Raw genomic sequence first — 23037 nt, forward strand, 5'->3', positions numbered from 1 at the left:
TCCGCCACGGAAAGGCGGCGGCCCCATTGAAGGAAGCCATGCCCTTCGTCCCCGCGCTCGGCCAGTCCGATTTCCGCGACCTCCGCGGGGCGGGCGCCGGCTATGTCGACAAGACCTCGTTCATCGGACAGCTCCTCGCCGATCCCGCGCAGGTCGTTCTCTTCCCGCGGCCGCGTCGCTTCGGAAAGACCCTAAACCTCTCTACCCTCGCGTATTTTCTCGAGAAAAGGGACGAGGACCTCTCCCCGCTGTTCCAGGACCTCGCCGTCTGGAGCGACCCGGCGGCCCGCGCGCATTTCCAGCAGCACCCTGTGCTGTTCCTCACGTTCAAGGACATCAAGACCCTCTCTTACGAGACCACGCTGGAAGGGCTTCGCAGCGAGCTCGAGGGCCTCTATGCGAAGCACCGTTATCTCCTCGACGAAGGCGCGCTTGAGCCGTACGAGCGTCGGCGGTTCGAGCGCATCCTGTACCGCGAGGCGACGGAGGAGGACTGCCGTTGCTCGCTCAGGGACCTCTCGGAGCTTCTCGCGCGCCATCACGACCGCAAGGTGGCCATCCTCATCGACGAGTACGACGCGCCCATCCAGTCCGGCTACCTGAACGACGTTCTCAATGAGGTGACGCACTTCTTCCGGAACTTCTTATCTGCCGCCCTCAAGGACAACCCTTGTCTCTTCAAGGGGGTGCTCACCGGGGTGCTGTGCGTTGTCCGGGGCAACCTCTTCTCCGGCCTGAACAACATCATCGTGTCGTCGATCCTGCACGACCGCCGCTACGCGACCTTCTTCGGCTTCACCGGGGCCGATATCGCCAGCGTCATCGATCAGGCGCCCACCATCGTCTCCGCAGCGAACACCGGCCTGCTCCCGGAGCACGCGCCGCCGCGCCTCGACGAGGTCCGGGCCTGGTACAACGGATATCTCTTCGGCGGCGAGGTCATCTACAATCCCTGGTCGATCCTCAACTGCGTGGCCAGCGGCGCCCTCCGGCCCTACTGGGTCAACACCGCCTCGACCGACCTCCTCCAGGATCTCATCGCCCGGCGCGGGCTCGGCCTCTCGAGCGAGACCGAGGCGCTCCTGCGCGGCGAGCCTGTCGAGGCACACATCGACGAGAACATCGTCCTGCGCGACCTGGACCAGCAGCCCGAGGCGCTGTGGAGCTTCCTCCTCTTCTCCGGCTACCTCACGCCCAGGGCGGTGCGCGAGGAGCTCGGGGACGTCATCGCCGAGCTCGCGATTCCCAACATCGAGGTCCGCGTCGCCTATCGCGATCTCTTCGACTCCTGGCTCCGCCGCGGGCTGCCGGAGCGGAGGCACGCCGAGGGGCTGCTCCGCGCGCTGCTCGCGGGCGACGCGCCGTCGCTGGAGGCGCTGCTCGAGCGGCTGCTCGTCACCGTGATGTCCTACCAGGACCCCGCCGGCCGGGAGCCCGAGAAGCTCTATCACGGCTTCATCCTCGGCCTGCTCGTGCAGCTCGAGGGCGATTACGACGTCCGCTCCAACCGCGAGTCCGGCCTCGGCCGCGCCGACGTCCTCGTGCGGCCGCGGACGCCGGGGCGCCCAGGGGTCGTGCTGGAGCTCAAGGTGCCGCAGCGCGGCGAGACGCCGGAGCAGGCGCTCCTCGCCGCCGCGCGGCAGGTCCGCGATCGCCGCTACGCGGCAGAGCTCATCGCCGCCGGCGCCGCGCCCGTGCACGCGCTGGTCGCGGTCTTCGACGGAAAGCGCGCCTGGGTCAGGCCCGTCGCCGAAGTCCTCTCCGGCGCCGAGGACGGACCCTCGCGGGACTGACCGCTCCGGACACGTGTCGTGGTGCGGAGCACAACGTCCTGCCCACCTTACGCACCGCTCCGCGGCAAACCGTAACCTAGATCTCGTAACGGTTGCCTTCCTCACAGCACAAATTGCTCCCTGGAAGCGGCGCGGTTCTGGATATCCTCGGCCACTGCGATGGGCTCTTCCGACGCACTGCACTGGCGAGCGCCGCGGCTCCCGGGGCCGCCGCAGGGGTACCGCTGATGCGCGCAGGGGACCTCGTCGGCAACCGCTTCGAGATCGAGGGGCACGCCACCGCCGGCGGCATGGCGCAGATCTTCCGCGCCCGCGACCGGCTCACCGGCGAGCCGGTCGCGGTGAAGATCCTCCAGCGCCGGGGCCCCCAGGAGACGCACCGCTTCCTCCGCGAGGCGCAGGCGCTCGCCGCGCTCCGTCACCCCGGGATCGTCGCGTACGTCGCGCACGGCGCGACCGAGGGCGGCGACCTCTTCCTCGCCATGCAGTGGCTCTCCGGCGAGACCCTCGCCGAGCGCTTCCTCCGCGAGCCGCTCACCGTGCCCGAGAGCCTCGCGCTCGGCGCGCGCGTCGCCGCCACGCTCGGCGCCCTCCACCGCCTCGGCGTCGTCCACCGCGACCTCAAGCCGAGCAACCTCCTGCTCGTCGGCGGCTCCGTCGACGAGGTCACCCTGCTCGACTTCGGCGTCGCGCGCGTCGCGGAGGCCGGCCAGGAGCTCACCATGCCCGGCGTGATGCTCGGCACCCCCGGCTACATGGCGCCCGAGCAGGCGCGCGGCGAGCTCACCATCGACGCCCGCGCCGACGTCTTCGCCCTCGGCTGCGTCCTCTACCGCTGCCTCACCGGCCGGCCCCCGTTCGTCGGCAACGACGGCCTCTCCGTGCTCGTGAAGGTCCTCCTCGAGGATCCGCCCCGGCTCCGGGAGCTCCGCGGCGAGGTGCCCGCCGCGCTCGACGATCTCGTCATGCGCATGCTCGCCAAGGCCCCGCGCGACCGCCCCCGCGACGGCGCGGCCGTGGCCGCCGAGCTCGCGTCGCTCGGCGAGCTCGCGCCCGGCTCGCGGCGCGTCCCGTTGCCGATCGGCGGCCCCGCCCCCGAGCTCACCACCGGCGAGCGCCGGATGATCTGCCTCCTCCTCGCCCGCGACGGCGCGCTCGACAGCGACGCGACCCGGTCCGAGGGCGAGGACGCGCTCCGGGTGCGCGCGCTCAGCGCCCTGGCCGAGCGGCACCAGGGCCGCCTCGAGATCATCGAGTCGCGCTCGCCGGTCGTCGTGCTCTCCGGCGCCGTCGCGCCGACCGATCTCGCCGCCCGGGGCGCGCGGTGCGCGCTCGCGATGCAGGTGCTGCTCGGCGGCGCGCCCGTCGCGCTGGTCTCGGGGCGCACCGAGCTCACCGCCCGCTCCCCGATCGGCAACCTCATCGATCAGGCCGCGGCGCTCCTCGCCGGCGACGCGGCGCGGCCCGGCGTCGTCCGCATCGACGAGGTCACGGCCGGCCTGCTCGGCGCGCGGTTCGACGTCGGAGCCGACCCCACCGGCCACCTCCTGCGCGGCGAGCGCGACGACCTCGAGGTGGTGCCGCGCCTGCTCGGCAAGCCGACGCCGTGCGTGGGCCGCGACCGCGAGCTGTCCCTCCTCGAGGCGACCTTCGTCCAGTGCATCGAGGAGCAGACCCCGTCCGCGGTGCTGGTCACCGCCCCCGCGGGCATGGGCAAATCGCGCCTGCGCACCGAGCTGCTCCGGCGCCTCCGGGCGCGCGGCGAGCCGATGGAGATCTGGATCGCGCGCGGCGATCCGATGAGCGCCGGCGCCTCCTTCGGCCTCCTCTCGCAGGCGCTCCGGCGCGCGCTCGGCGTCGCCGACGGCACGCCGGCCGCGGCGGTGCAGCGCAAGATCCGCGAGCGCGTCGGCCGCCACGGCGAGGACGGCGCCCGCCTCGCGCCGTTCCTCGGCGAGCTCGTGGGGGCGCCCTTCCCGGACGACGAGAGCGAGGCGCTCCGGGTGGCGCGCCGGAGCTCCGTGCTCATGGGCGATCAGCTGCACCTCGCCTGGGAGGAGTTCCTGCGCGCCGAGTGCGCGGCGCAGCCGGTGCTGCTCGTGCTCGAGGACCTGCACTGGGGCGACCTGCCGACGGTGGCCATGATCAACAGCGCCCTCCGCAACCTGCGCGACGCGCCGTTCATGGTGCTGGCGCTCGGCCGGCCCGAGGTGCGCGAGATGTTCCCGAAGCTGTGGGCCGGCCGCGGCGTGCAGGAGATCGAGCTCACGGGGCTCTCGCGCCGCGCCAGCGAGCGGCTCGTGCGCCAGTCGCTCGGCAACGCGGCCGCCGACGAGGTCGTCGCCACGCTCGTCGAGCGCGCCGACGGCAACGCGTTCTTCCTGGAAGAGCAGATCCGCGCCGCCGCCGACGGGCGGGGCGCCGCGCTGCCGGAGACGGTGCTGGCGATGGTGCAGGCGCGGCTCGAGGCGCTCGATCCCGAGGCGCGGCGCGTCCTCCGGGCGGCGAGCGTCTTCGGCCAGAGCTTCCGGCCCGCGGGCGTGGCCGCGCTGCTTGGCGGCGCCGACGCCGAGGTGGGGGACCGGCTCGCCGAGCTCGTCGAGCGCGAGGTGATCGTCCCGCGGCGGCAGCCTGGCCGGCGCGGCGATGGCCTCCTCTCCGCGCTGTCCTCCTCCCCGCGCCCGGGGCCCATCGACGAGCCCGAGCGCGACGCGCCCACGGCGTGCGAGGCCGCGGCGCTCGAGCTCGGCGCGCCGGGCGAGGCCGAGCCCGAGTACAGCTTCCGTCACGGCCTCGTGCGGGAGGCGGCGTACGGCGCGCTGACGGACTACGACCGGCAGCTCGGGCACCGGCTCGCGGGCGAGTGGCTGGAAGGGGAGGGGAAGGGCGACGCGGCGGAGCTCGCGGAGCACTTCGAGCGCGGCGCCGAGCCGGGGCGGGCGGCGGCGTGGTACCGGCGCGCGGCGGAGCAGTCCCTGCGCGGCAACGATCTCCTCGCCGCGATCCGGCACGCCGAGCGCGGCCTCGCGTGCGGCGCCGCCGGGGCGGAGGCGGGCGGGCTGCTCCTCGTCGAGGCGGAGGCCCGCGTGTGGCGCGGCGATTTCGCCGCGGCCGAGCAGCGCGCGCTCGAGGCGACCGCGCTCTTCGAGCCGGGCTCGCCGTCCTGGTACTCCGCCGCGACCGAGGTGGTCATGGCCGCCGGCAAGCAGGGGGCGCTCGACCGCGTCGAGTCCTGGGTGGCGACGGCGCGGGGCGCGTCGCCCGGCGAGGGCGCGCTCACCCGGCGGGACATCTGCCTCGTCGAGGGCGCCCTCTGGCTCGTCTTCGGCGGCCGCTACGCCGCCGCGGACGGGATCATCGCCGCGCTCGAGCGCGGCGGGGACGAGGGCCGGGCGCTCGACGTCGAGGTGCGCGCCAGGCTTCACGAGGCGCGCGCCATCCGCGCGATGACCTTCGGCGATCCCGGCGCTTGCCTGGAGGGCATCGAGGCGGCGCTCGCGGTGTTCGAGCGGAGCGGCGATCGCCGCAACGCGTGCTCGCTGCGGGTGAACCTGGGCGCCGTCACCATGGAGCTCGGCGATTACGAGGGGGCCGAGGCCGCGCTGCGCGCCGCGCTGCGCGCCGCGGAGCAGATGGAGCTCACGGACCTGGCCGCGTTCGCCCGCAGCAACCTGGGCAACGTGATGATCGCCCGCGGCGACCTCGACGAGGCGCGGCGGGTCGAGGCGGAGGCGATCGCGACGTTCCAGCGGCTGGGCGATCCGAGGGCCGAGGGGGTCGCGCGCGCCTACCTGGCGAAGGCGGCGCTGCTCGGCGGCGACCTCGCCGTCGCGGAGGCCGAGGCCCGCGCGGCCGCCGAGCTCCTGCAGAGCGCGCCGCCGCTGCGCGCCGCGGCGTGGGCGCTCTCCGCGCGCGTGCTGCTCCGGAAGGGCCGCGCCGACGAGGCGCTCTCGCTGTCCGGCGAGGCGCTCGCCCTCCTCGAGTCGCTCGGCGCGGTCGAGGAGGGCGAGTCGCTGATCCGGCTCGTCCGGGCGGAGGCCCTCTTCGCGAGCGGCCGGCAGGACGAAGGGATCGCCGCGGTCGCGCGGGCGCGCCAGAGCGTGCTCGCCCGCGCGGGGCAGATCTCGAATCCTCGCTACCGGGATCGGTTCCTCTCGTCGCTCGACAACGTCGAGACGCTCGCGCTGGCGGCGCGGTGGCTCGGCGACAGCGACGCTCGGCAATGATGCGACATGGGTGCGATGGATAACGGTGCGATCCAGCGAACGTAGGATTCTCTGCCAGCATCTCTCCCGATGTCCTCGCGCCGCCCACGAGCGCGCCTGATCGGCTGCTCACACGCTGTTTTTGCCATATCGACGCAGGTGCGGAATCTTGAGGTCCCTCCCGAAAACGGGTTGAGGAAACTCCTGATATATGTTTGAATGGGTATTGAGGGGGCTATGCGAAATCGTATCGTACTCGCGATCTCGTTCCTGGGCCTGATGACTGCCTGTTTGCCGGCCTGCATGAGTGAGGGCGACCCCTTCGAGGAGGACAGCGAGACGGCGGCGCAAGAGGTGTTCACGCGGAACGCATTCACGAAGAACGCGCTCAAGGCCAGCGCGCTCACGACCGACAGGGTCGCGACGGGGGAGCTCACTGGCAATCCGCTGACCACCGACGCGATCGCCGGCAGCGGCGATGTCCTGAACGCGCTCCGGGATCCGCTGGCCCGAGAGTTCCTGAAGTACGCGGTGGGCTGCGCGCTCCCGGCGGGGCAGTCGGTGGAGGTCTCCCTGGACGGCGAGACTCACGTCTTCGAGGGGGATGTCGGTCTTTCACCCGAGTGGGGCAGGGCGCACGGGCACTGCAACGCGCGATGCCAAGGGTGGGTGTCCTCCTGCATGCTGGCCAGGGTCAACCACCTCGGGGAGAGCCTCCCCATCTCGATGCGCGGCCAGAACAAGGCCCTTGAGTCGGACTCTGCCGAGCGGGGGGCCTTCCCTCACCGGGAGGGGGCGTACTTCGGCGATCTCTTCGCGCCGGAGCAGCTGCGGTTCGCGTGCAAGTCGCCGGGATCGACGCTCATCAGCCGCGTGTGCGGCGGGACGGGCGCGGACGCGGAGGGCTGCGTCGTCGAGGTCCTCGGCGAGTGCGACGAGCATTGCGGTGCGCCGGCGTCGGACGGCAGCTTCCGGAACTGCTCCGGCGGCGGCCATACGATTCCGACGACGGTGACGATCTTCCGGCAGTAGCGGGGGAGGTGGCGAACGGGGGCGCCTTGTCGGGGCCGAACAAGGCGGCGAAGAGGATCTTGGTCGGATCGGGCCAGATGAGCGGGATCTTGGGTATCCGCCGGCTCTCGCGCGTGATCGAGATCGGCGTCGTTGCCTGGCGGAAGAGGGCCTGCCCTTCCGCGGCGAAGCCCGCTGGCGCGTCCGCCATCTCGAACGGCAGGCTCGCTAGCTCCTGCGCCGTCAGCTCGATCCGTAAGTGAGTGTGCTCGCCGGCCCCTGCGCCCGCGAGCTCGGCGGCGAGGCCTCGGACCGAGCCGAAGAGGCGAGTCAACGCCCGCGTCGCGGCCGATGCGCCGTCGCATCTCTCATATCGAGCATCCAGTGCAGGAACTCGCGGCGCTCGGCGTTCACGTGCAGCGTCTCCGGCGTCCGATTCGCGCACCCGGCGATATACTGCGTCAGGGGTGAGAGGAGCTGGTTATGGGCGGCCCGGGCCGAAGGATCTCGAGGGTCACGGTACGCGTGGGGGTCATCGCCACCTCCGGTCAGCGGTACTGAGACGTGCGTGTGGCTAGCTTGAACCCGCCTTCTGGTTCGGGCTCGACGCGGCGGAGCGCGCCGAGGACGCCTTCCGAGCCCCTGTCCTGGATCGAGGCGACCGTGCGGGCGTGGTGAAGGGGGCGGCGTCTGTCGCCGCAGGAGAACTGATCGAGCTCCGCGAGCGCTCAGGGGCAGGGGCAGCCATCCGGGCGAGGCGTGGCGGCGCAGATGTGGGTGCAGGCGGATGTTTGCGCGTCGAGGGAGCTTTGGACGGTCGTGAGCGAGGTCTGGCAGGTGGTGAGGGAGCTCTGGACGGTCGCGAGGGAGGTCTGGCAGGTGGTGAGGGAGTTCTTTACGGTCGCGAGGGAGGCTTGGCAGGCGTCGCGCTCGGTAGTGCGTGTGGTGAGGGAGGCTTGGCAGGCGTCGCGCTCGGTAGTGCGTGTGGTGAGGGAGGCTTGGCAGGCGTCGCGCTCGGTAGTGCGTGTGGTGAGGGAGGCTTGGCAGGCGTCGCGTTCGGTAGTGCGTGTGGTGAGGGAGGCTTGGTAGGCGTCGCGCTCGGTAGTGCGTGTGGTGAGGTTGGTTCGGCAATCGTCGCGCTCAGTGATGCTGGTGTTGAGATCCGTTCTGCACTGAGGAAGCAGTGCTTGATAGTTTCGCAGATCGGTGCGAGGTTTGCGAAGGGCCCTTGCCAAGTCGTCCGCGTTGGTGCCTTCCAAGTAAGTGATGGCGAGATCGATAGCCTTAACTGCCTCTAGCTGCTGTTGATTCTGAAGTCCTTCGGCTACCTTGCTCAGCCTCATCCTCGCATCTGCGTCGTTGCTGAGGCACCTGCCTACGAGTTCTTGGATTTGTTGCGTCTCCTGCAATGCGGATTCGATAGCGCTGCTGGTCTGCATCGCCGCTTTCTTTGCGTCATTCTGTGCTATCCTGGCTGCAATGCGTGCTTCTCTTGCGTCAGTCGTCGTATACACTGCTACCGCGATGAGTATGAACATGGTGCCGATCGCAAGCACCAGGAGGCGTACGTAGAAGCGAATCTCCTCGGTCCGTTTCGCCACGGAGCGCCCCAAGAATTGGATCTCCTCGCGAGATAGCTCCCACAAGGTTCCATGAGCCGTCTCCTCCTGGATCTCCGCCAGCGTGAGCAGCTTACTATCATTCTCGCCGCTCTCCTTCCACCTCTTCATGGTGACCGCGAACGGGCGCTTGGCCTCTGCTTTCTGCTTGTCAGTCCATGAGAGGTCAAAGCGCTTTTCCAGGATCCGGTTCCTTGCGACTAGGCGGGGCGGCATCCCTCCGCTACGCACGAGACCGGCGAGCTGGAGATCTGTCGCGTAGCCTTGATTTACCTTGCTGGGGTCGAGCTCCCCCTCTCTGAGTATCGCGCCATAGACTTCGAGTCGCTGGAGCTCAAGCGCCGGACCGCCTGCCTGAAGCTGTTTGACGGCAAAGTCGAGGACAGGCTCTCTCGATAGCTCAACCGTTAGGAAGGCCTCCTTGGCAAGTTGCGAAATGAGCTCCTCCAGTGCTTCCATCGGCGAAAGCTCTCTTGTCAACGCCGTGTTGATGAGGCTTGCTGTCATGTACGGATGGCCGCTGGTCCATCTGTATACCTCTTCGAGGAGCTTGCGACTGACCTCCGCGCCCGTTACATCTGCTCCGAAGGCGAACACGAGCTGATCGAGCGTAAAGTCATCGAGTAGGATCGGTTTGGATGCGTTGAACGGCGTAAGCTCGGGGCTCTTCATGAGCGCTTGGGGACTGGCGTAGCCGAGGAGACAGATGCCGGCCGTCGACCGGCCCGAGCGAGCTCGATCGGCATCGAACGCCTTGAACATCGCGAGGAAGCCCTCCCGGATCGTCTCGGGAAGCTGGAGCAGCGAGTTCGTCTCGTCGAGCGCCAGCGCGACAGGCGCATCGAGTTCGCGAACCCTGCGCAAGAGCTGCTGCCAACCCGCTGGATCCAGGCACTCCTCGCCTGGCGCCGCCTCCAGCTTGAGCTCTTGCCGTATGCGCACGGCCAGCTCGTCGTAGAACCGCGCGCGACCTGCCGCTTCGGAGTGCCCTTTGGCCGCCTCTACGGCAGGGGTGATGTCCACGTAAGCGGTCCGGAAACCATCCGCCGCGAGCGATCGCAAGGCGCGCAGGGCGAGGCTCGTCTTCCCCGTGCGGCTCGAGGCGATGACATGACAGAGTTCGCCGGAGCGCAGCGCCTCAAAGAGCTCGGCATCCGCGGGGCGCTCGATGTAGACGTCGTCCGGACCGAGGGCGCCGCCCGCGCGTAACTCTTTCATGTTCATAATCGATGATACTCCTTCAAGAAAGCCTCAAAGAGCCCATATCGGATCCCTGAGCGACCCCCTTCGAATACTCCACGCTGCTCAAGCTCGTCCGCGAAATAGCCCTGAGGGGCGACGCCATACTCCAGGAGACGCCGGGTGCCGGCGCGCTCCTCCCGCGAGACCCCGTCGAGCCATCTCTTGAACCTGGCGTACATCTCGCGAAACGGTCCCCCGGGGTGAAGCGGCTTCTTGCAGAGATCTTCGATCGAGAGGCCAGGCGTGCGATGGCGCAGGGCCAACCGAAGGAAGTAGATGTGGCCGCCAATAGCCCGATGCAGGCGCTCGGCGTGCTGGCCCGGCAGGTGTACGCCGAGGCGAGAAGCGAACCTCTCTATCTCGACGGCATCCAGATCCGGCACCGTCACGGTTGCCTCGGAGACGTTGCGATAATATTCGATCCTCGGCTTTGAGGTGAGTATCGCTTGGCGAAGGAGCCTGAAGCTGCTCTTGTACGCGCTCGCCGTAGACCATTCTCGCATGGCATGCCGGACCTGGCTACGCTCGTGCCGCCCTGGCTCCTCGAACGCTTCGACATGCCTCCACACGAGTATCGTGGGACGGTCGAGGAGCGTTTCCAGGAACACCGAGAGGTCGCCGGTGCGGGTGATGTTGCGCGGGAGGACATGTCCGGTATCGGTCGCGAGCTGACGCGCAGCGTCGCCCGGCCCGTGTATGCTCCGGGCATCCAACCATAGCGTCCGTGTCCCCTCCTGCTGCCCAAGTAGATGCTCTACGAGCCATCGCTTGCCGGCGAGATCAGGTGCGAGCACGGTCCACAGTCGCCGTTTCGACGCGAGGCTCTCGCCCAGCGTTCTTTCAGCCGCTGGGCGCGGGAAGTAGTCACTCGGCGAGTACGATCTCGGTTCCGCCATGGTAACATTGTACCTCGCTTCAACGCTCGCGCCTACTGCGCGGTGAGCCGTCCAGATGCCGAGCGCACACAACGCCGCGCCGAGCCGCCTGGCAACCTCCGGCGCCCTGGCGGAGCTCATCCGAGGTGGGGGGCGGTCGCCCGAAGCGGCGCGGTGGCCGCCTCCACGAGCCCGATAGGTACAGGCATTCGAGCGCGCTCTTTATTTCGTGCGGGCGCTCTGGTATTCGATCAAGAATGACGGATTTCAAGGTTCGTCTGGAGGCGAGCGATGTCCCCTGGGAGCAGCTCTCGGCCGACCAGAAGAGGGCCGCCGAGCGCGCGGTCGGGCTGCTCAAGAGCTTCGCGGATCAACCGAGCGCACCGTCGAGGCCGGACATTTTCACCCTTGCGAGATCCGGCGGGTCGAGCGCGGGACCGTGGTTCTTACCGTGGGTCGACGGCGTCCGAGCTAACCCGGTCGTTCTCCTCGACGGAGGACGCGGCTCCGGCAAATCCACCGTGCTCCTCACCCTCGTTCACGCGTGGAGCGAGGCGTGGCGCGAGAAATTGTACGGCGATTTCCCTCCACGCAGCAGGGGGGAGCTGTCGAGGGTGCACTTCCATCGCGCCAATGGTCCAATCCCGGGCGATCCGCGCTTCTTGCCGCTCGACATGATCGATCTCCAGCCTATTCCTCAGGGCACGAGCCTGCTCCTGCGCGTGGCGGGCGCGTTCGTGCGCATGGTGGAGTACATCGAAGATCGCGCTAGAAAACAGGATTTCGGCGCCGAGCCACCGCGGTCGCGCGACCAGTGGAACCAGTTCGTACAGGTGGTGGCTTCCGGCTGGGAACCGAACGTGAGCGCACGGAAGGCGACCCTCGATCCGGAGGCATACGCGGTCGAGCTGGGCATGGCAGAGCAACGCGGACGCGACGTCCAGACCAGCTTCCGCGCGTTCATCGATGCGCTGTTACAGGATTTCATGGCCAGACGCGGGGACGGGCTCGTGCCCTTGTTCATCGTGCCCATCGACGACAGCGACATGAACGTGCCGAGGTCGATCGAACTGATCACGCTCCTCCGGACGATCTGGCATCCGCGCGTGGCCTTTGTCTTGACGGGATTCACGGAGATGTTCCTGCTCGCCCTGCGCGCGCACTTCCTCGGAGAAGCGCGCCGCCCGCTCTGGCACCTGCAGACCACGAAGCTCGACCTCGAGGCGCTCAGCGAACCTGAGAAACCAATCCAGTACGCCGAGGAGCTCTACAACCGCGTGATCCCGCCGCGTCACCGCTGCAAGCTCGACCCCCTGCCGCGTGATGCCCGGCTGCAACACGCTCCTCCCAGCAGCGCCGATGCACGGAACGAGCTGAGCATCGCGGACCTGCTCGGTAGCTTTGCTGTCGCGCAGGAGCCCGCGCGGGCGACAGCCACGGGGCTCCCTGAATTGTCCGGGAGAGCCTCGTTGGGCACCTATTTCATGCAGCACCGCGTGGTCCAACTTGCGCTGCCCGATCGCCTGCGCGCCCTTGAGGACGTCCGGCTCCGGCTGGCCGAGTTCCAGGGACAGAAGAGCGCCGCGGAGGTCGCGCATTATCTCCTCGGCGTTGCCATCAATCATTCGCCAATGCTTCCAAACGAAGAAGAGGAGCTCCTCAGGCTCGTCAAGATCGACCGGAACGAGGACGACCGGAGCGGGGAACCACCACGTCTGCTGGTGTACGCAGGGCAGATCGAGATCCTCTGGACGCACCGACTCATCCATCAGGTGAGCTTCATCCCCGGCGTTTCCCTCGAGCTGCTGCTCCCGCTAGAGCTTCCCCGGATGAGCGTCAATGCCGGAAAAACAAGGTTCGACCTGCCCGAGAGCGTCACAGCAGCGCTTCTCCTGATACTGGACCTGATCGCGGATGGCGGCGGCTCGCTCGTGGGTCCGTCGCCCTTGGCCATGAATCCCCCGCAGCTCGTCATTGCAAGGGTCGAGTCGCTCTCGTCCTCGTCACATCCGCCGCAATCCTGGCCAATGCCTGCATGGGAATCGCCGCTCGATTTCGCGCTTGCAGCCAACGCGTGGGCTTCGACGTGGAAGGACAAGGTCGCGGACGACTTCTCCGGCGAGGCCGTCATCGACGCGTTCCTAGGCGTGGTGTTCCGGGTGGCCGTTTCCGATAGGAAGGATGGGGAGGAGGCGAAAGACTGGTCAGCGATGCTCGGGAAGCTGGCTGGATCGAGCGGTCAATCGCGCCGTGACAAGGTCCAGCGTGACTGGGCGCGGGAGTCACTGGGCTCGCTGTTGTATCCCGAAGCCGGTCTCCCGTCCAAGGTTGGTGACGACCTCAGGGGCTGGTTGCTGGCGGCGAACTACACAGACGAGCGGGGTAAGCCTGAGGTGCTCTGGGATCCGCGTCGATTCGAGCGGATCCGCGTGGAATCCAAGTCGCGTCAGCTGGCCGATCTCCATCCGGGCAAGAGCGCCGTCGAGGTCCGCGTCATGGCGCGCGCGCTATGCTCCGATCTCGATCGTCTGGCGGGCGGCGGCCAGTCGTACGACCAGCGCCTGAAAAGCCTCCGCGTCGTGCAGCCGGCGGGCAGTTTCCTGGGAACCTCGTCGGACGATCGCCTCGCGAAGTACGTGGATGACCGCGACGATCTCCTGGCGCGCATTCAGCCGGAAGAGGCGCTCGTGATTGAGAAGACGCTGGAGCCCTATGGTGATCAGGTCGGCGTGTCGGACATCGCGCTCATCGCCCTTTGGGAGGCGCTGCGTGACCTCCACAAACTGCCCCAGACCGATCGCGTGCTGGATCTCGAGCAAGGCATCATCGTACAGGACCTCTTAAAGAGGCGAGGTAACGTCGTGGCGAGCGTCCGAACGAGCGCCGCCGACATCGATGTTCGCCTCTTGCTGTGGACGCTGCACCTCGACGTCGTCCCGCCAGGCGGGCGCCGATTGCCGCCAGCGCTCGAGCTGATTTACCGGATCGCGACCGACGTCGAAAAGGATGAGACCGATCTGGCTGCGCAGGCATGCTCCGAAAGCACGGAGAGGTGGCCCGGGCTCGAGCTGCGATCGTCCCGCGATCAGGCGAAGCGATTCTGGCCGGCGGTCAGGTGGGAAGCGGCGCTTGATCGAGAGTTTCTCTTCCGGGCCTGGAATCACCTGGCCGTGGGCGCAGCCAAGGAGCTCCAGTCCCCTAGCTGTGACGCGGGCGCCGTGCTCGAGTCGCTCGCCTTCCAGTACGTCATGACGGTGTTCGAGATTGGTCGATCTCGGAAGGCGTACGCGGTCAGCTGGTCGTTCGAGCGACCCGATCTCCATGCGTGGATCAGGGTGATACAGTCCTACTTCCAGGTAGCCGCGGACGGGCGGCGCTGGGGCGCATTTTGCTCGTTCCGGTCTCGACTTGCGCTGCTCGCCGCGCCCGAAGCCGGCCTGCCTGCAGACGCGGCCGAGCGCATCCTCTCAGCGCTGAACGAGCGGCTGCCAGAGAGCGATGTCATCCAGGCGGCGCGGCTCTCGCTCCTAGTCCTGGACGCTGACAACGATGGCATCGACGACGCGGACAGACTCCTCAACCTGCGCAACAAGCTGCTGGTGTTTGAGGAGATCGACAATCGGCATCCCAACCACCCCTTCGTGCAGAGGTTCGGCCGTCGTGCACCTCCCCAGCCCGCATGAGCTCCTCGTCGCGGAGACCGAGGCTTTTCCCTTCGTCTCCATGGAGGCCTACCGCGGCCGCACGCTGGCGCTGACACGCGCGCACGCCGCCGACGAGGATGCCTCCACCGCGGCGCTCGGCCACGCGCTCGAGGATCGCCTCCGCCTGCACGCCAATGGCCTCTCGCTCGACGCCCTCCGCCAGATCCGGCTGCGCGCCTGGTTCTTCCGCGATCCCCCGGGCGGGAAGGTCCAGGGCAACGACACGGTCCCTCTCCACCAGCACCTCGAGCGCCTCGCCTCCACCTACCTCGATTTCCGCGGCCGCCGCGCGATCCTGAGCCAGCGCTGCGCGGACCCGATCGACCCCGGCGCCTCCAGCATCGACGCGCTCCACCTCCGCGCCATGCGCTACCGCTGGCTCACGCTGCGCCTGCCGCCCGATCTCCTCGTGAGCGCGCTCGCGAGCAAGCACGGCGTCCAGCCGGAATCCTCGCTCGTCGACCTCACCACCCCGCACCTCGCGCGCGTGCTCGAGAGGGACGTCGCCGACACGCACCTGCACATCGGCCAAGGCACCAGCTTCGGCGATGTGTGGCGCTCCCTCATGGCCCAGCTCGCCTCGGGCTACGACGTCGACGCGGTGAAGCTCGACGCTGGCGAAGGCGTCCCCGATTACGCCGCGTGGGGCGATCCGAAGCAGCGGGGCGATCGCTACCACCGCGCGCTCCTCCTCGCGGCGCTCGTGCGCCTCTGGCTCGCGCGCTTCCTCTCGAGGCCCTCGGTGCCCTATGCGCAGTTCCTGGGAGCGCTCTCGAATCAGGCCGCAGCGTCGCTCGTCTGGCCTGAGGCCCCCTCGATCATGCTCGCGGCCCACCGCGCGCTCCGGAACATCGAGGCGACCCCGTCTCGCCCGCTGCTGCGCAAGCTCTATGTCGGCCTCGCCTGCGCGCAGATCGACGTGAGGCGCCAGACGCCGGGCCCGGTGACGTCCACTCTCCACAAGTCGGCGGCCGAGATCTTGAAGCGCGATCCCGCCTGCGCCTGGCTCCACGACGGCGATCCCGAGATGGCCCTCACCCGGCGCGGGCTCGCCTACCTCGCCGCGTGCAAGCAGGCCACAGACCCCGACTTCGCCCTAGCGTTCTGGCAGTACCAGCGCCTGCGCTGCATGACGTACAACTTCGTCACCCAGGACCCGGGCGTCGGTGGGCTCGACTGGTTCCAGCGCTTCAGCCGTCGTCTCGGGCCGCTCCGGCGACCGCTCGACGGGACCCTGGTCACGAGCGCCCACACGCTCCAGGGCAGCGATGTGCAGCTCAAGTCGCTCGAGGTGCGCGAGACGCCGCGCGACGACTGGTCGGTGACCTGGCGCAGCGTCAGGGGAATGGCCCGCCAGCTCCGTGAGCTCCCCAGGCGCCCACAGGCCGGCGTGGTGCTGCATTTCATCAAGCGGCGCGACCCCGCGCGCGACGAGCCGGACGGCGCCAGGTGGGCGTTCGGCGCGTGGTCGCTGGACCAGTGGAAGGCGGCCCGCTCGACCGAGCTCATGCTCGAGCAGCTCCCCGAGACGCTGGTCCTCCTCCGCGGGCTCGACGTGGCCTCCGCGGAGCTCTCAATGCCGCTGTGGCCCACGCTGAGGCCGCTGCGCCACCTGCGCGACGCCTCGCAGCGCGCTGCCGTGAAGCTCTCGCACCGCCGGCCCACCTGGAACGTGCCTCCGCTCCGCGTCACCTACCACGCCGGCGAGGACTTCCGCCGCCTGGCCGAGGGCATCCGCCGCGTCCACGAGCTCGTCTGCTTCCGCGTGCTCGAGGCCGGCGACCGCGTGGGACATGGGCTCGCGCTGGGGATCGATCCCGAGCGGTGGGCCGAGCGCGCCCGCTGCATCGAGCAGCCCCAGGCCGAGCGGCTCGACGATCTCCTGTGGGAGCTCGACCTCTACGGCCGCGGCTGGCTCGCCCCATCGGCAGCGCGGGTCGAGCGCGTGCGGTCCGAGGCCGCGCGCGTGGCTGAGAGGATCCACGGCGAGCCTGTCCCGATCGACGCGCTGCTCGTGGCGCGCAAGCGGAGGCACGACCCGGTGCGGCTCGCCGCCCTCGGCTACCCGTCCGCGATCACGCCCGCCGCCCGCGCGGACACGGCCGACGTGCTGATGATCGATGGGCTCCGGCGCCCGGAGGTCTTCCGGCGGGGACTCGTTCCCATCGAGGTCGCTGTCGACGCAGGAGAGGTCGAGTTCCTCCGCGCCGCCAGCCACTTCGTGCGACGCGAGCTGACGCGGCTCGAGATCACCGTCGAGACCAACCCGTCGAGCAACCTGCTCATCGGGCGTTACGAGTCGATCGACGAGCACCCGATCTTCCGCATGTTCCCGCGCCCCGGCCACGAGCGCCCCGGGGAGGTGCCCGTCCTTGTTTCGCTCAACGTCGACGATCCGGTCGCCTTCGCGAGCCGGACGGCCGACGAATACGCGCACGTCTACTTCGCACTGCTGCGCGGCCGCGTCCCGGCGAGCGAGGCCCTCGATTGGCTCGATCGCGTTCGGAAAAACGGCTACGATTCCAGGTTTACCGTCGAGGCGAGCCGCGCGGAGGCGGTCCTCTCGGTCGTGGCGATGCAGGCGTAAGCGATCGAGACGGTCGCGGCGAAGCGGGGCGCGTGCAGCCCGCCTCCTCTTCACTCCATGGGACCCGGCCTCACGGCGTCCGTCCGGAAGGCGCGTTCTTGCGATTTTCCGGCGGCAGCAGCCGAGCCGGCCGTCGCTCCGCGCTCACGAGAGCGCCGCTCAATCCCGCCGCGTCCCGCCCTTGTTGCGGGCGGCTCCCCGCGGCTAGAGTCGCGCCGCCATGAACCGACGGCCGCCCGCCCTGCTCGCCTGCCTGCTCCTCGCCGCCTGCGCCTCGCCGGAGCCCCGGCCGAAGGAGCCCCTCGGCCAGATCCCCGAGGCGACGACCACGGCGAAGCCCGAGTGGCTCCCCTTCCGCATCCGCGCCGGCAAGAGCGTCGCCGCCGACCCGCGCGAGAAGCACCTCGCCGACCTCCGGCAGCTCACCTTCGCCGGCGAGAACGCCGAGGCCTACTGGTCGCCCGACGGCAGGAAGCTCATCTTCCAGTCGACCCGCGACGGCAACGCGTGCGACCAGCAGTACGTGATCGACCTGGAGAGCGGCGAGGTCCGCCGGGTCTCGAACGGCCAGGGCAAGACGACCTGCGGCTACTTCCTCTTCCCCGCGCCCCCGGCTCCGGCGCAGCCGCGCGTCCTCTTCGCCTCCACCCACGCCGCCGGCGAGGCGTGCCCGCCGAAGCCGGATCACTCGCAGGGCTATGTGTGGCCGCTCGACGAGTTCGACATCTACACCGCGAACCCCGACGGCTCGGATCTCCGCCCCCTCATCCAGGGCAAAGGCTACGACGCCGAGGCCACCGTCGCGTTCGACGGCTCGCGCCTCGTGTTCACGAGCACGCGCGACGGGGACATCGAGCTCTACACCGCGAAGCTCGACGGCTCCGACGTCCGGCGCATCACGAGCACGCCCGGCTACGACGGCGGCGCCTTCTTCTCGCCCGACTCGACCAAGCTCGTCTGGCGCGCGAGCCGCCCGACCGGCGCGGCGCTCGACGACTACCGCGCGCTGCTCGCCAAGGGGCTCGTCCGCCCGAGCGCCCTCGAGATCTTCGTCGCGGGCGCCGACGGGCAGAACCCGCGCGCGGTGACGAGGAACGGCCGCGCCAACTTCGCGCCCTACTTCCTGCCGGACTCGCGGCGGCTCGTCTTCGCCTCGGATTTCAGCACCCCGCAGGGCGCCCGGGGCATGCCGAACTTCGACCTCTACCTCGTCGACTCGGAGGGGCCTCCGGGGCCCGACGGCGTGCCGCCCGTCGAGCGCGTCACGTTCTACGAGGGCTTCGACAGCTTCCCGATGTTCTCGCCGACCGGCGAGCACGTCGTCTTCGCCTCGAACCGGTACGGCGCGAAGCCCGGCGAGACCAACCTGTTCGTGGCCCGCTGGGTCGAATGACCGCGCCGCCGCGGCGCCGCGCGCCCCTCGCCCTGGCGTCGGCGTGCGCCCTCGCGGGCTGCTCCAGCGCCCCGGCGCAGCCGTCGCGCCCGGCGGCGGCCGTGCTCCCGCCGGCCGACATCGCGGGCGCCGCGTACGCCTCGCCGGCGCGCTGGAGCTACCACCCGGCGCCGCCCGAGGCCGCGGTCGCGTGGGCGCCGTCCACCGGCGGCGGCTGCGTCGTCGTGGCCCAGGGCGGCCAGCGCTGGACGGTGACGCCCGAGTCTCGGGCGGCCGCGGCGGCCGCGGCGGCCCGACCGGACGCCGCCGCGCCGCCGGGCGCCGCCGCGCAGCCCGTCCGGTGCGCGGGGCAGGGCAGGGCGAGCGCCGCGCCCGCGCCCGAGGAGCTCACCGCCATCGTGCGGCGCTCGCCGGCCTCCTGGATGTTCGTCGGCGCGAGCGGGTCGATCTACGAGGCCTCCTCGCCGCTCGGGCCGTTCACGCGGACGCTGTCGCCGCCGGATCCGCTCGTGCAGCTCGCGGGCGCCGGCGGCTCGCTGCTCGGGGTGACCCGGGCCGGGGGCGTGCTCCGCTGGCGCGAGGAGCTCGGGTGGAAGCCGACCCTGCTCGACGGCGCCGCGGCGCAGGCCGGGTCCCCGCCGCGCGCCTTCGGCGTCGCCATGACCGAGGGCGGCCGCGCGCTCGCGCTCGCCCTGCCCGAGGCCCTGTTCGCGAGCGAGGACGGCGGCGCCACCTGGGCGCGCGCGCCGCTCCCGGCCATGGGCCTGTCGCGCGTCGGCGTCCTCGGCGGCGAGCTCCTCGCCGAGGGCCTCCTCGCGTCGGCGACCTGGGATCCGCGGCGCGCGCCCGCGTTCTCGCGCGGCGCGGCGACGCTCCCGCGCGCCGACGTCGAGCTCGCCATCGCGGCCCCGCGCGCGCCGTCCGCCGCCGCGGTGTGGCTCGGGCGGGCGGCGATCGCCGGCGATCGCTACGTCGAGGCGGTGCGCCCGGACGACGCCGGCGCGCCGTGGCGCCTCGCGAGCGGCCCCATCGACGGGCCGCTCAAGGAAGCGCCCCTGCCGGGCACGGGCGAGTGCGGGAGCATCAAGCTCGGCGCGAACGGCCGGCGGGTGGTCGCGGTGTGCGCCGAGCCGGACGGCGACCGCATCGTGGCGCGGGTGCTCCGCAGCGAGGACGGCGGCGGTGCGTGGTCGCCGGCCGCCACGCTGGAGACGGCGGACATCGACCAGGTCGGCGTCGCGGTGGCGCCCGAGGGCGCGGCGCTCGTGACCGGCGTCTGCAGGCCGAGCGACGGCGCGGACGGCTGCAAGCCGACCGCGCCGCTGCTCCTCACCCGCGACGGCGCCCGCGACGCGCGCGACGCGGTGACCCTCGCGGCGGCCCCCACGCTCAGCGCCCCCGCCGCGCTGCCGGCGTTCTCGGCGGACGGGCGCTCCGCCTACTTCCTCGGCTACCGCGGCAAGGACGAGCGCCTCGCGCTGTTCGTCTCGCACGACGGCGGCGAGACCTTCGCGCCGCGGTCGCTCGACGCGACCGGCGGCGCGCCGCCGGCGGCGCGGGGAGACGGCGCCGAGGACGAGGACGAGGACGCCGAGGGCGGCCCGGGCGAGGGCGCGTCGCCCGAGGGGCTCGAGATCGTCGAGGAGAGCGCGCTCCGCCCCGCGGACGACGGCGCCGTGGGCCTGCTGCTCTCGGATCGCGGCGCGCTCACGTACCTCACCGCGGACGAGGACGGCCGGGTGCTCACGGCGGCGGCCGCGCCGGCGGAGAGCGCGGCGCTCGCCGGCTTCGGGCGGCGCGTGGTCGCGCTGTCGGCGCGGGCGTCGCGCGGGCGCGCGCGTACCGACGGAGGCGGCGAGGACGTCGCGGCGTTCTGGGAGTCGCTCGACGGCGGCGTGACCTGGGTCGAGCTCCCGGAGATGCCGGCGCTCTCGCGCGAGCTCGCCCAGGCGCCGGTCGCCGTCGCGTGCGGCGCGAGCGGCTGCCTCTTCGGCGACGTGGCGACCCGCGTCGGCTGGGGCGGCCAGGCCGAGGCCGCGCCGCCGCGCGCGCCGGAGCCTCCGCCGCGCGCCCAGCCCGCCGTGCGCACGCCCATCGTCTGCGAGACGCTGCCGTCCTCGAAGTGGACGCGCATCGACCACGTCGACGCGAGCGGCCTCGGCCTACCCGACGCCGACGAGCTCCTGCGCGGCCGGTCGGTCTGGTCGTTGCTCACGCGCGCGCCGAGCGGCGCCATCGACGTCGTCTCCGCGACGCTCCCCGAGTCCGGCGCCGGCGAGGCGCGCGTCGTCACGCGATCGCTCTTGCCGGCGGTGCCGGCGGGGCTCGGGGGAGCGCGGGTGGCGACCAACCTCACCGCGCAGATGGAGGGCTACGCCGCGGCGCGCGTGCGGATCCCCGGCGGCGCGGCGAAGCCGGGCGCGCCGATGCGCAACGTCGAGGTCGCATGGGAGAACTGGCTGGACGGCACCTCGGGCCGCGGCGTCATCCCCGACGCCGGCCCGTTCGAGCTCGGCGACGTGAAGCCCGCTCCGGACGCCGCGCGCAACGCGCCTCCGGGCGCGCGCCCTCAGCCCGGCCAGCGCCGCGCGCCCGCGCCGCCCCCCGAGGATTTCTACGACCCCGCGCTCCTGTCGGTCTCGCTGCGCGGGATCTTTCTTCGCCCGCACTCCGGCAGCGCGCACTCGGAGCTCACGTTCTTCTACGAGCCGTCCGGCAAGCTCCAGCGCTTCGATTTCCCGTCCTGGCCCGCGTCGGGCCTCCACGGCAGCCTCGACGTGCGGGCCGACGCGGTCCTCGCGGACGGCCTGCCCGTCGGCGTGGGGATGGTCCGGCAGGCGTCGAACGGCCCGGTGACCGCGATGCTGCTCGCGCACCGCCCGGCTCCGGCGCCCTCCGCCAGCGCGCCCGCCCCGCCCGGCCCGGGCCCCGCGTGGGCGATCGAGGCCGTGACCGTCGCGCCTCCCGCGGGCCGCGATCGGCTCGTGCACACCGACTGGACCTACGCGGGCACGTCGATCGGCGTGACGACCCTGGTCGCCGATCCAGGGCACGCGATCGCCTGGGCCCTCTTCCAGCCTTTTCGCAAGGACGGAACGCTCGGCCCTGCGCGGCCGCTGCCGACGCCGTTCGATCTCGGCGACGCGCCGCGCCCGTGCTCTGCCGCCGAGCGCGCCGCGACCGCGCGCCATGAAGTGCCGCTCTTTTTGGGCAGCGAGGCCCTGTTCCCTGGCACGCGCCACCCCGTCGTCGTCACCGACGCCGCTGGCCCGTCGGGCGCGCCCGAGGTGATGGTGCTCCTGACCGCCTCCACGGTGCTCCACGGCACGCCGTCCGCGCCGTGCGTCGCCGGCTGGGACGCCCGGGCGATCGGGCGGGCTCCTCTTTCCGCGATCCTCCCCGGCGATCTCGCGCAGTCGTGGCTGTTCCGGGCGGCGGCGGGCTCGTCGGGCGCGACCGGCACGGCCATCGAGCTCCGCCGGATGGCCTGCCGCTTCGAGCCGGGCGCGAAGGTCCCGGAGGCGGTATGGAGCGAGCCGGCGCTCGACGGCTCGCCGCGCCCCGAGCGCTGAGCGCTGAGCGGCGGCCGAAAGCCGAGAAAAAGAACGGCTGAAACGCAGCAGAGGGTGCGATGAAACGCTCCTGGATCCCGGCTCGCGGTAACCTTCTAGCGGTTCGCGTCTGCGCTTCGGCGCTTGCGTTCGTGGTCTGTGCGGCGATAGCCTGGCCTGCCTGAAAGGGAGGCGGCATGATCCGGAAGCGACGGCGGTTGGAGCTCAGGAAGACGCTGTTCCTGCTTCCGAACCTGATCACGCTCTCATCGATATTCTGCGGCTTCGACTCGATCCGGCGCTCGGCGACCGCGCAGTCGGAGGATGATTTCTACCGCGCCGCGCTGCTCATCGTCTTCGCGATGTTCTTCGACACGCTCGACGGGCGCGTCGCGCGGATGACGAAGACCCAGAGCGCCTTCGGCCTGCAGATCGACTCGCTGGCCGATATCGTCTCGTTCGGCGTGGCGCCGTCGATGCTCGTGTACCAGTGGACGCTGCACCGCTTCGATCTCGCGGGGCTGCTCGTGTCGTTCATCTTCACGGCGTGCGGCGCGGTCCGGCTGGCGCGCTTCAACGTCCTCTCCATGGGCGAGGCGGGCAAGCCCACGAAGCCCTCGAAGTACATCGTCGGCCTGCCGATCCCGGGCGCCGCGGGGATCCTGGTCTCGATCGTGGTGGCGAACCACGCGGCCGCCGGCGACATCGGCGGCGAGCGCTACGCGCCGGCGATCCTCGTGACCACGACGATCCTGTCGCTGCTGATGGTCTCGACGATCCGGTTCCGCTCTTTCAAGGATCTCCGGCTCAACGTCCGCACGGTGCTCTTCGTCGCGTTCGCCGTCGGCTCGAGCGCGGTGATCTCGACGCAGCTGCAGCCTGCGTTCGTGCTCGTGTGGCTGCTCGGCTTCTACGTGCTGCTCGGGATCTTCGAGTCGCTCTGGCACCTGCCGGCGCGCCTCCGCGGCCTGTCGCGGGACTCGGCGCCGCCGCCCCGGGTGCCCCCTCCGGCCTGACGCGGGTCCCGGCCGCTGGCCGACCCCGGGCCGCCGGCATC

10 protein-coding genes are annotated in these 23037 nt (G+C 70.8%); 8 read left to right on the forward strand and 2 right to left on the reverse strand.

Translation table 11 applies throughout. The features are described from left to right. The first annotated feature begins 38 nt into the window (after positions 1–38). The 3 genes from WME98_RS34535 (at position 39) to WME98_RS34545 (ending at position 7030) form a co-directional block, all read left to right on the forward strand. The gene (locus WME98_RS34535; protein ID WP_437945934.1) at positions 39–1793 is read left to right on the forward strand and encodes an AAA family ATPase; all 1755 of its coding nucleotides are present in this window, start codon (positions 39–41) and stop codon (positions 1791–1793) included. Between the two features lie 227 nt (positions 1794–2020). After that, positions 2021–6019, forward strand: a complete 3999-nt coding sequence (locus WME98_RS34540) for a protein kinase domain-containing protein (protein ID WP_437945935.1) — start codon at positions 2021–2023, stop codon at positions 6017–6019. 282 nt (positions 6020–6301) lie between these two features. Then, positions 6302–7030: a hypothetical protein gene (locus WME98_RS34545; protein ID WP_437945936.1), complete on the forward strand. Its 729-nt coding sequence runs from the start codon at positions 6302–6304 to the stop codon at positions 7028–7030. 707 nt (positions 7031–7737) lie between these two features. Here WME98_RS34545 and WME98_RS34550 read toward each other — a convergent pair. Then, positions 7738–9852: an AAA-like domain-containing protein gene (locus WME98_RS34550; RefSeq protein WP_437945937.1), complete on the reverse strand. Its 2115-nt coding sequence runs from the start codon at positions 9850–9852 to the stop codon at positions 7738–7740. Beyond that, positions 9849–10766, reverse strand: coding sequence for a hypothetical protein (locus WME98_RS34555; protein WP_437945938.1), 918 nt, complete (start codon positions 10764–10766; stop codon positions 9849–9851). The genes WME98_RS34550 and WME98_RS34555 overlap by 4 nt, the downstream gene beginning before the upstream one ends. 236 nt (positions 10767–11002) lie before the next feature. Here WME98_RS34555 and WME98_RS34560 point away from each other — a divergent pair, with 236 nt between their 5' ends. The 5 genes from WME98_RS34560 (at position 11003) to pssA (ending at position 22996) form a co-directional block, all read left to right on the forward strand. Continuing rightward, a complete protein-coding gene (locus WME98_RS34560) occupies positions 11003–14428 on the forward strand; it encodes a hypothetical protein (RefSeq protein ID WP_437945939.1) in 3426 nt (1141 codons plus the stop codon). After that, positions 14406–17036 (forward strand): hypothetical protein, encoded by a 2631-nt coding sequence (locus WME98_RS34565; RefSeq protein WP_437945940.1) that lies wholly within the window; start codon positions 14406–14408, stop codon positions 17034–17036. Before WME98_RS34560 ends, WME98_RS34565 begins: the two co-directional genes overlap by 23 nt. A gap of 220 nt (positions 17037–17256) precedes the next feature. Then, on the forward strand, positions 17257–18429 hold the full coding sequence (locus WME98_RS34570; protein WP_437336981.1) for a hypothetical protein: 1173 nt from the start codon (positions 17257–17259) through the stop codon (positions 18427–18429). After that, entirely contained in the window at positions 18426–22001 is a 3576-nt protein-coding gene (locus WME98_RS34575; protein WP_437945941.1) for a hypothetical protein, read from the forward strand. The genes WME98_RS34570 and WME98_RS34575 overlap by 4 nt, the downstream gene beginning before the upstream one ends. 176 nt (positions 22002–22177) lie before the next feature. Then, entirely contained in the window at positions 22178–22996 is an 819-nt protein-coding gene (pssA, locus tag WME98_RS34580; protein WP_044985697.1) for a CDP-diacylglycerol--serine O-phosphatidyltransferase, read from the forward strand. Positions 22997–23037: the final 41 nt, after the last annotated feature.

This window comes from Sorangium sp. So ce296 (assembly GCF_051529605.1).
Lineage (GTDB): Bacteria > Myxococcota_A > Polyangia > Polyangiales > Polyangiaceae > Sorangium > Sorangium cellulosum_D.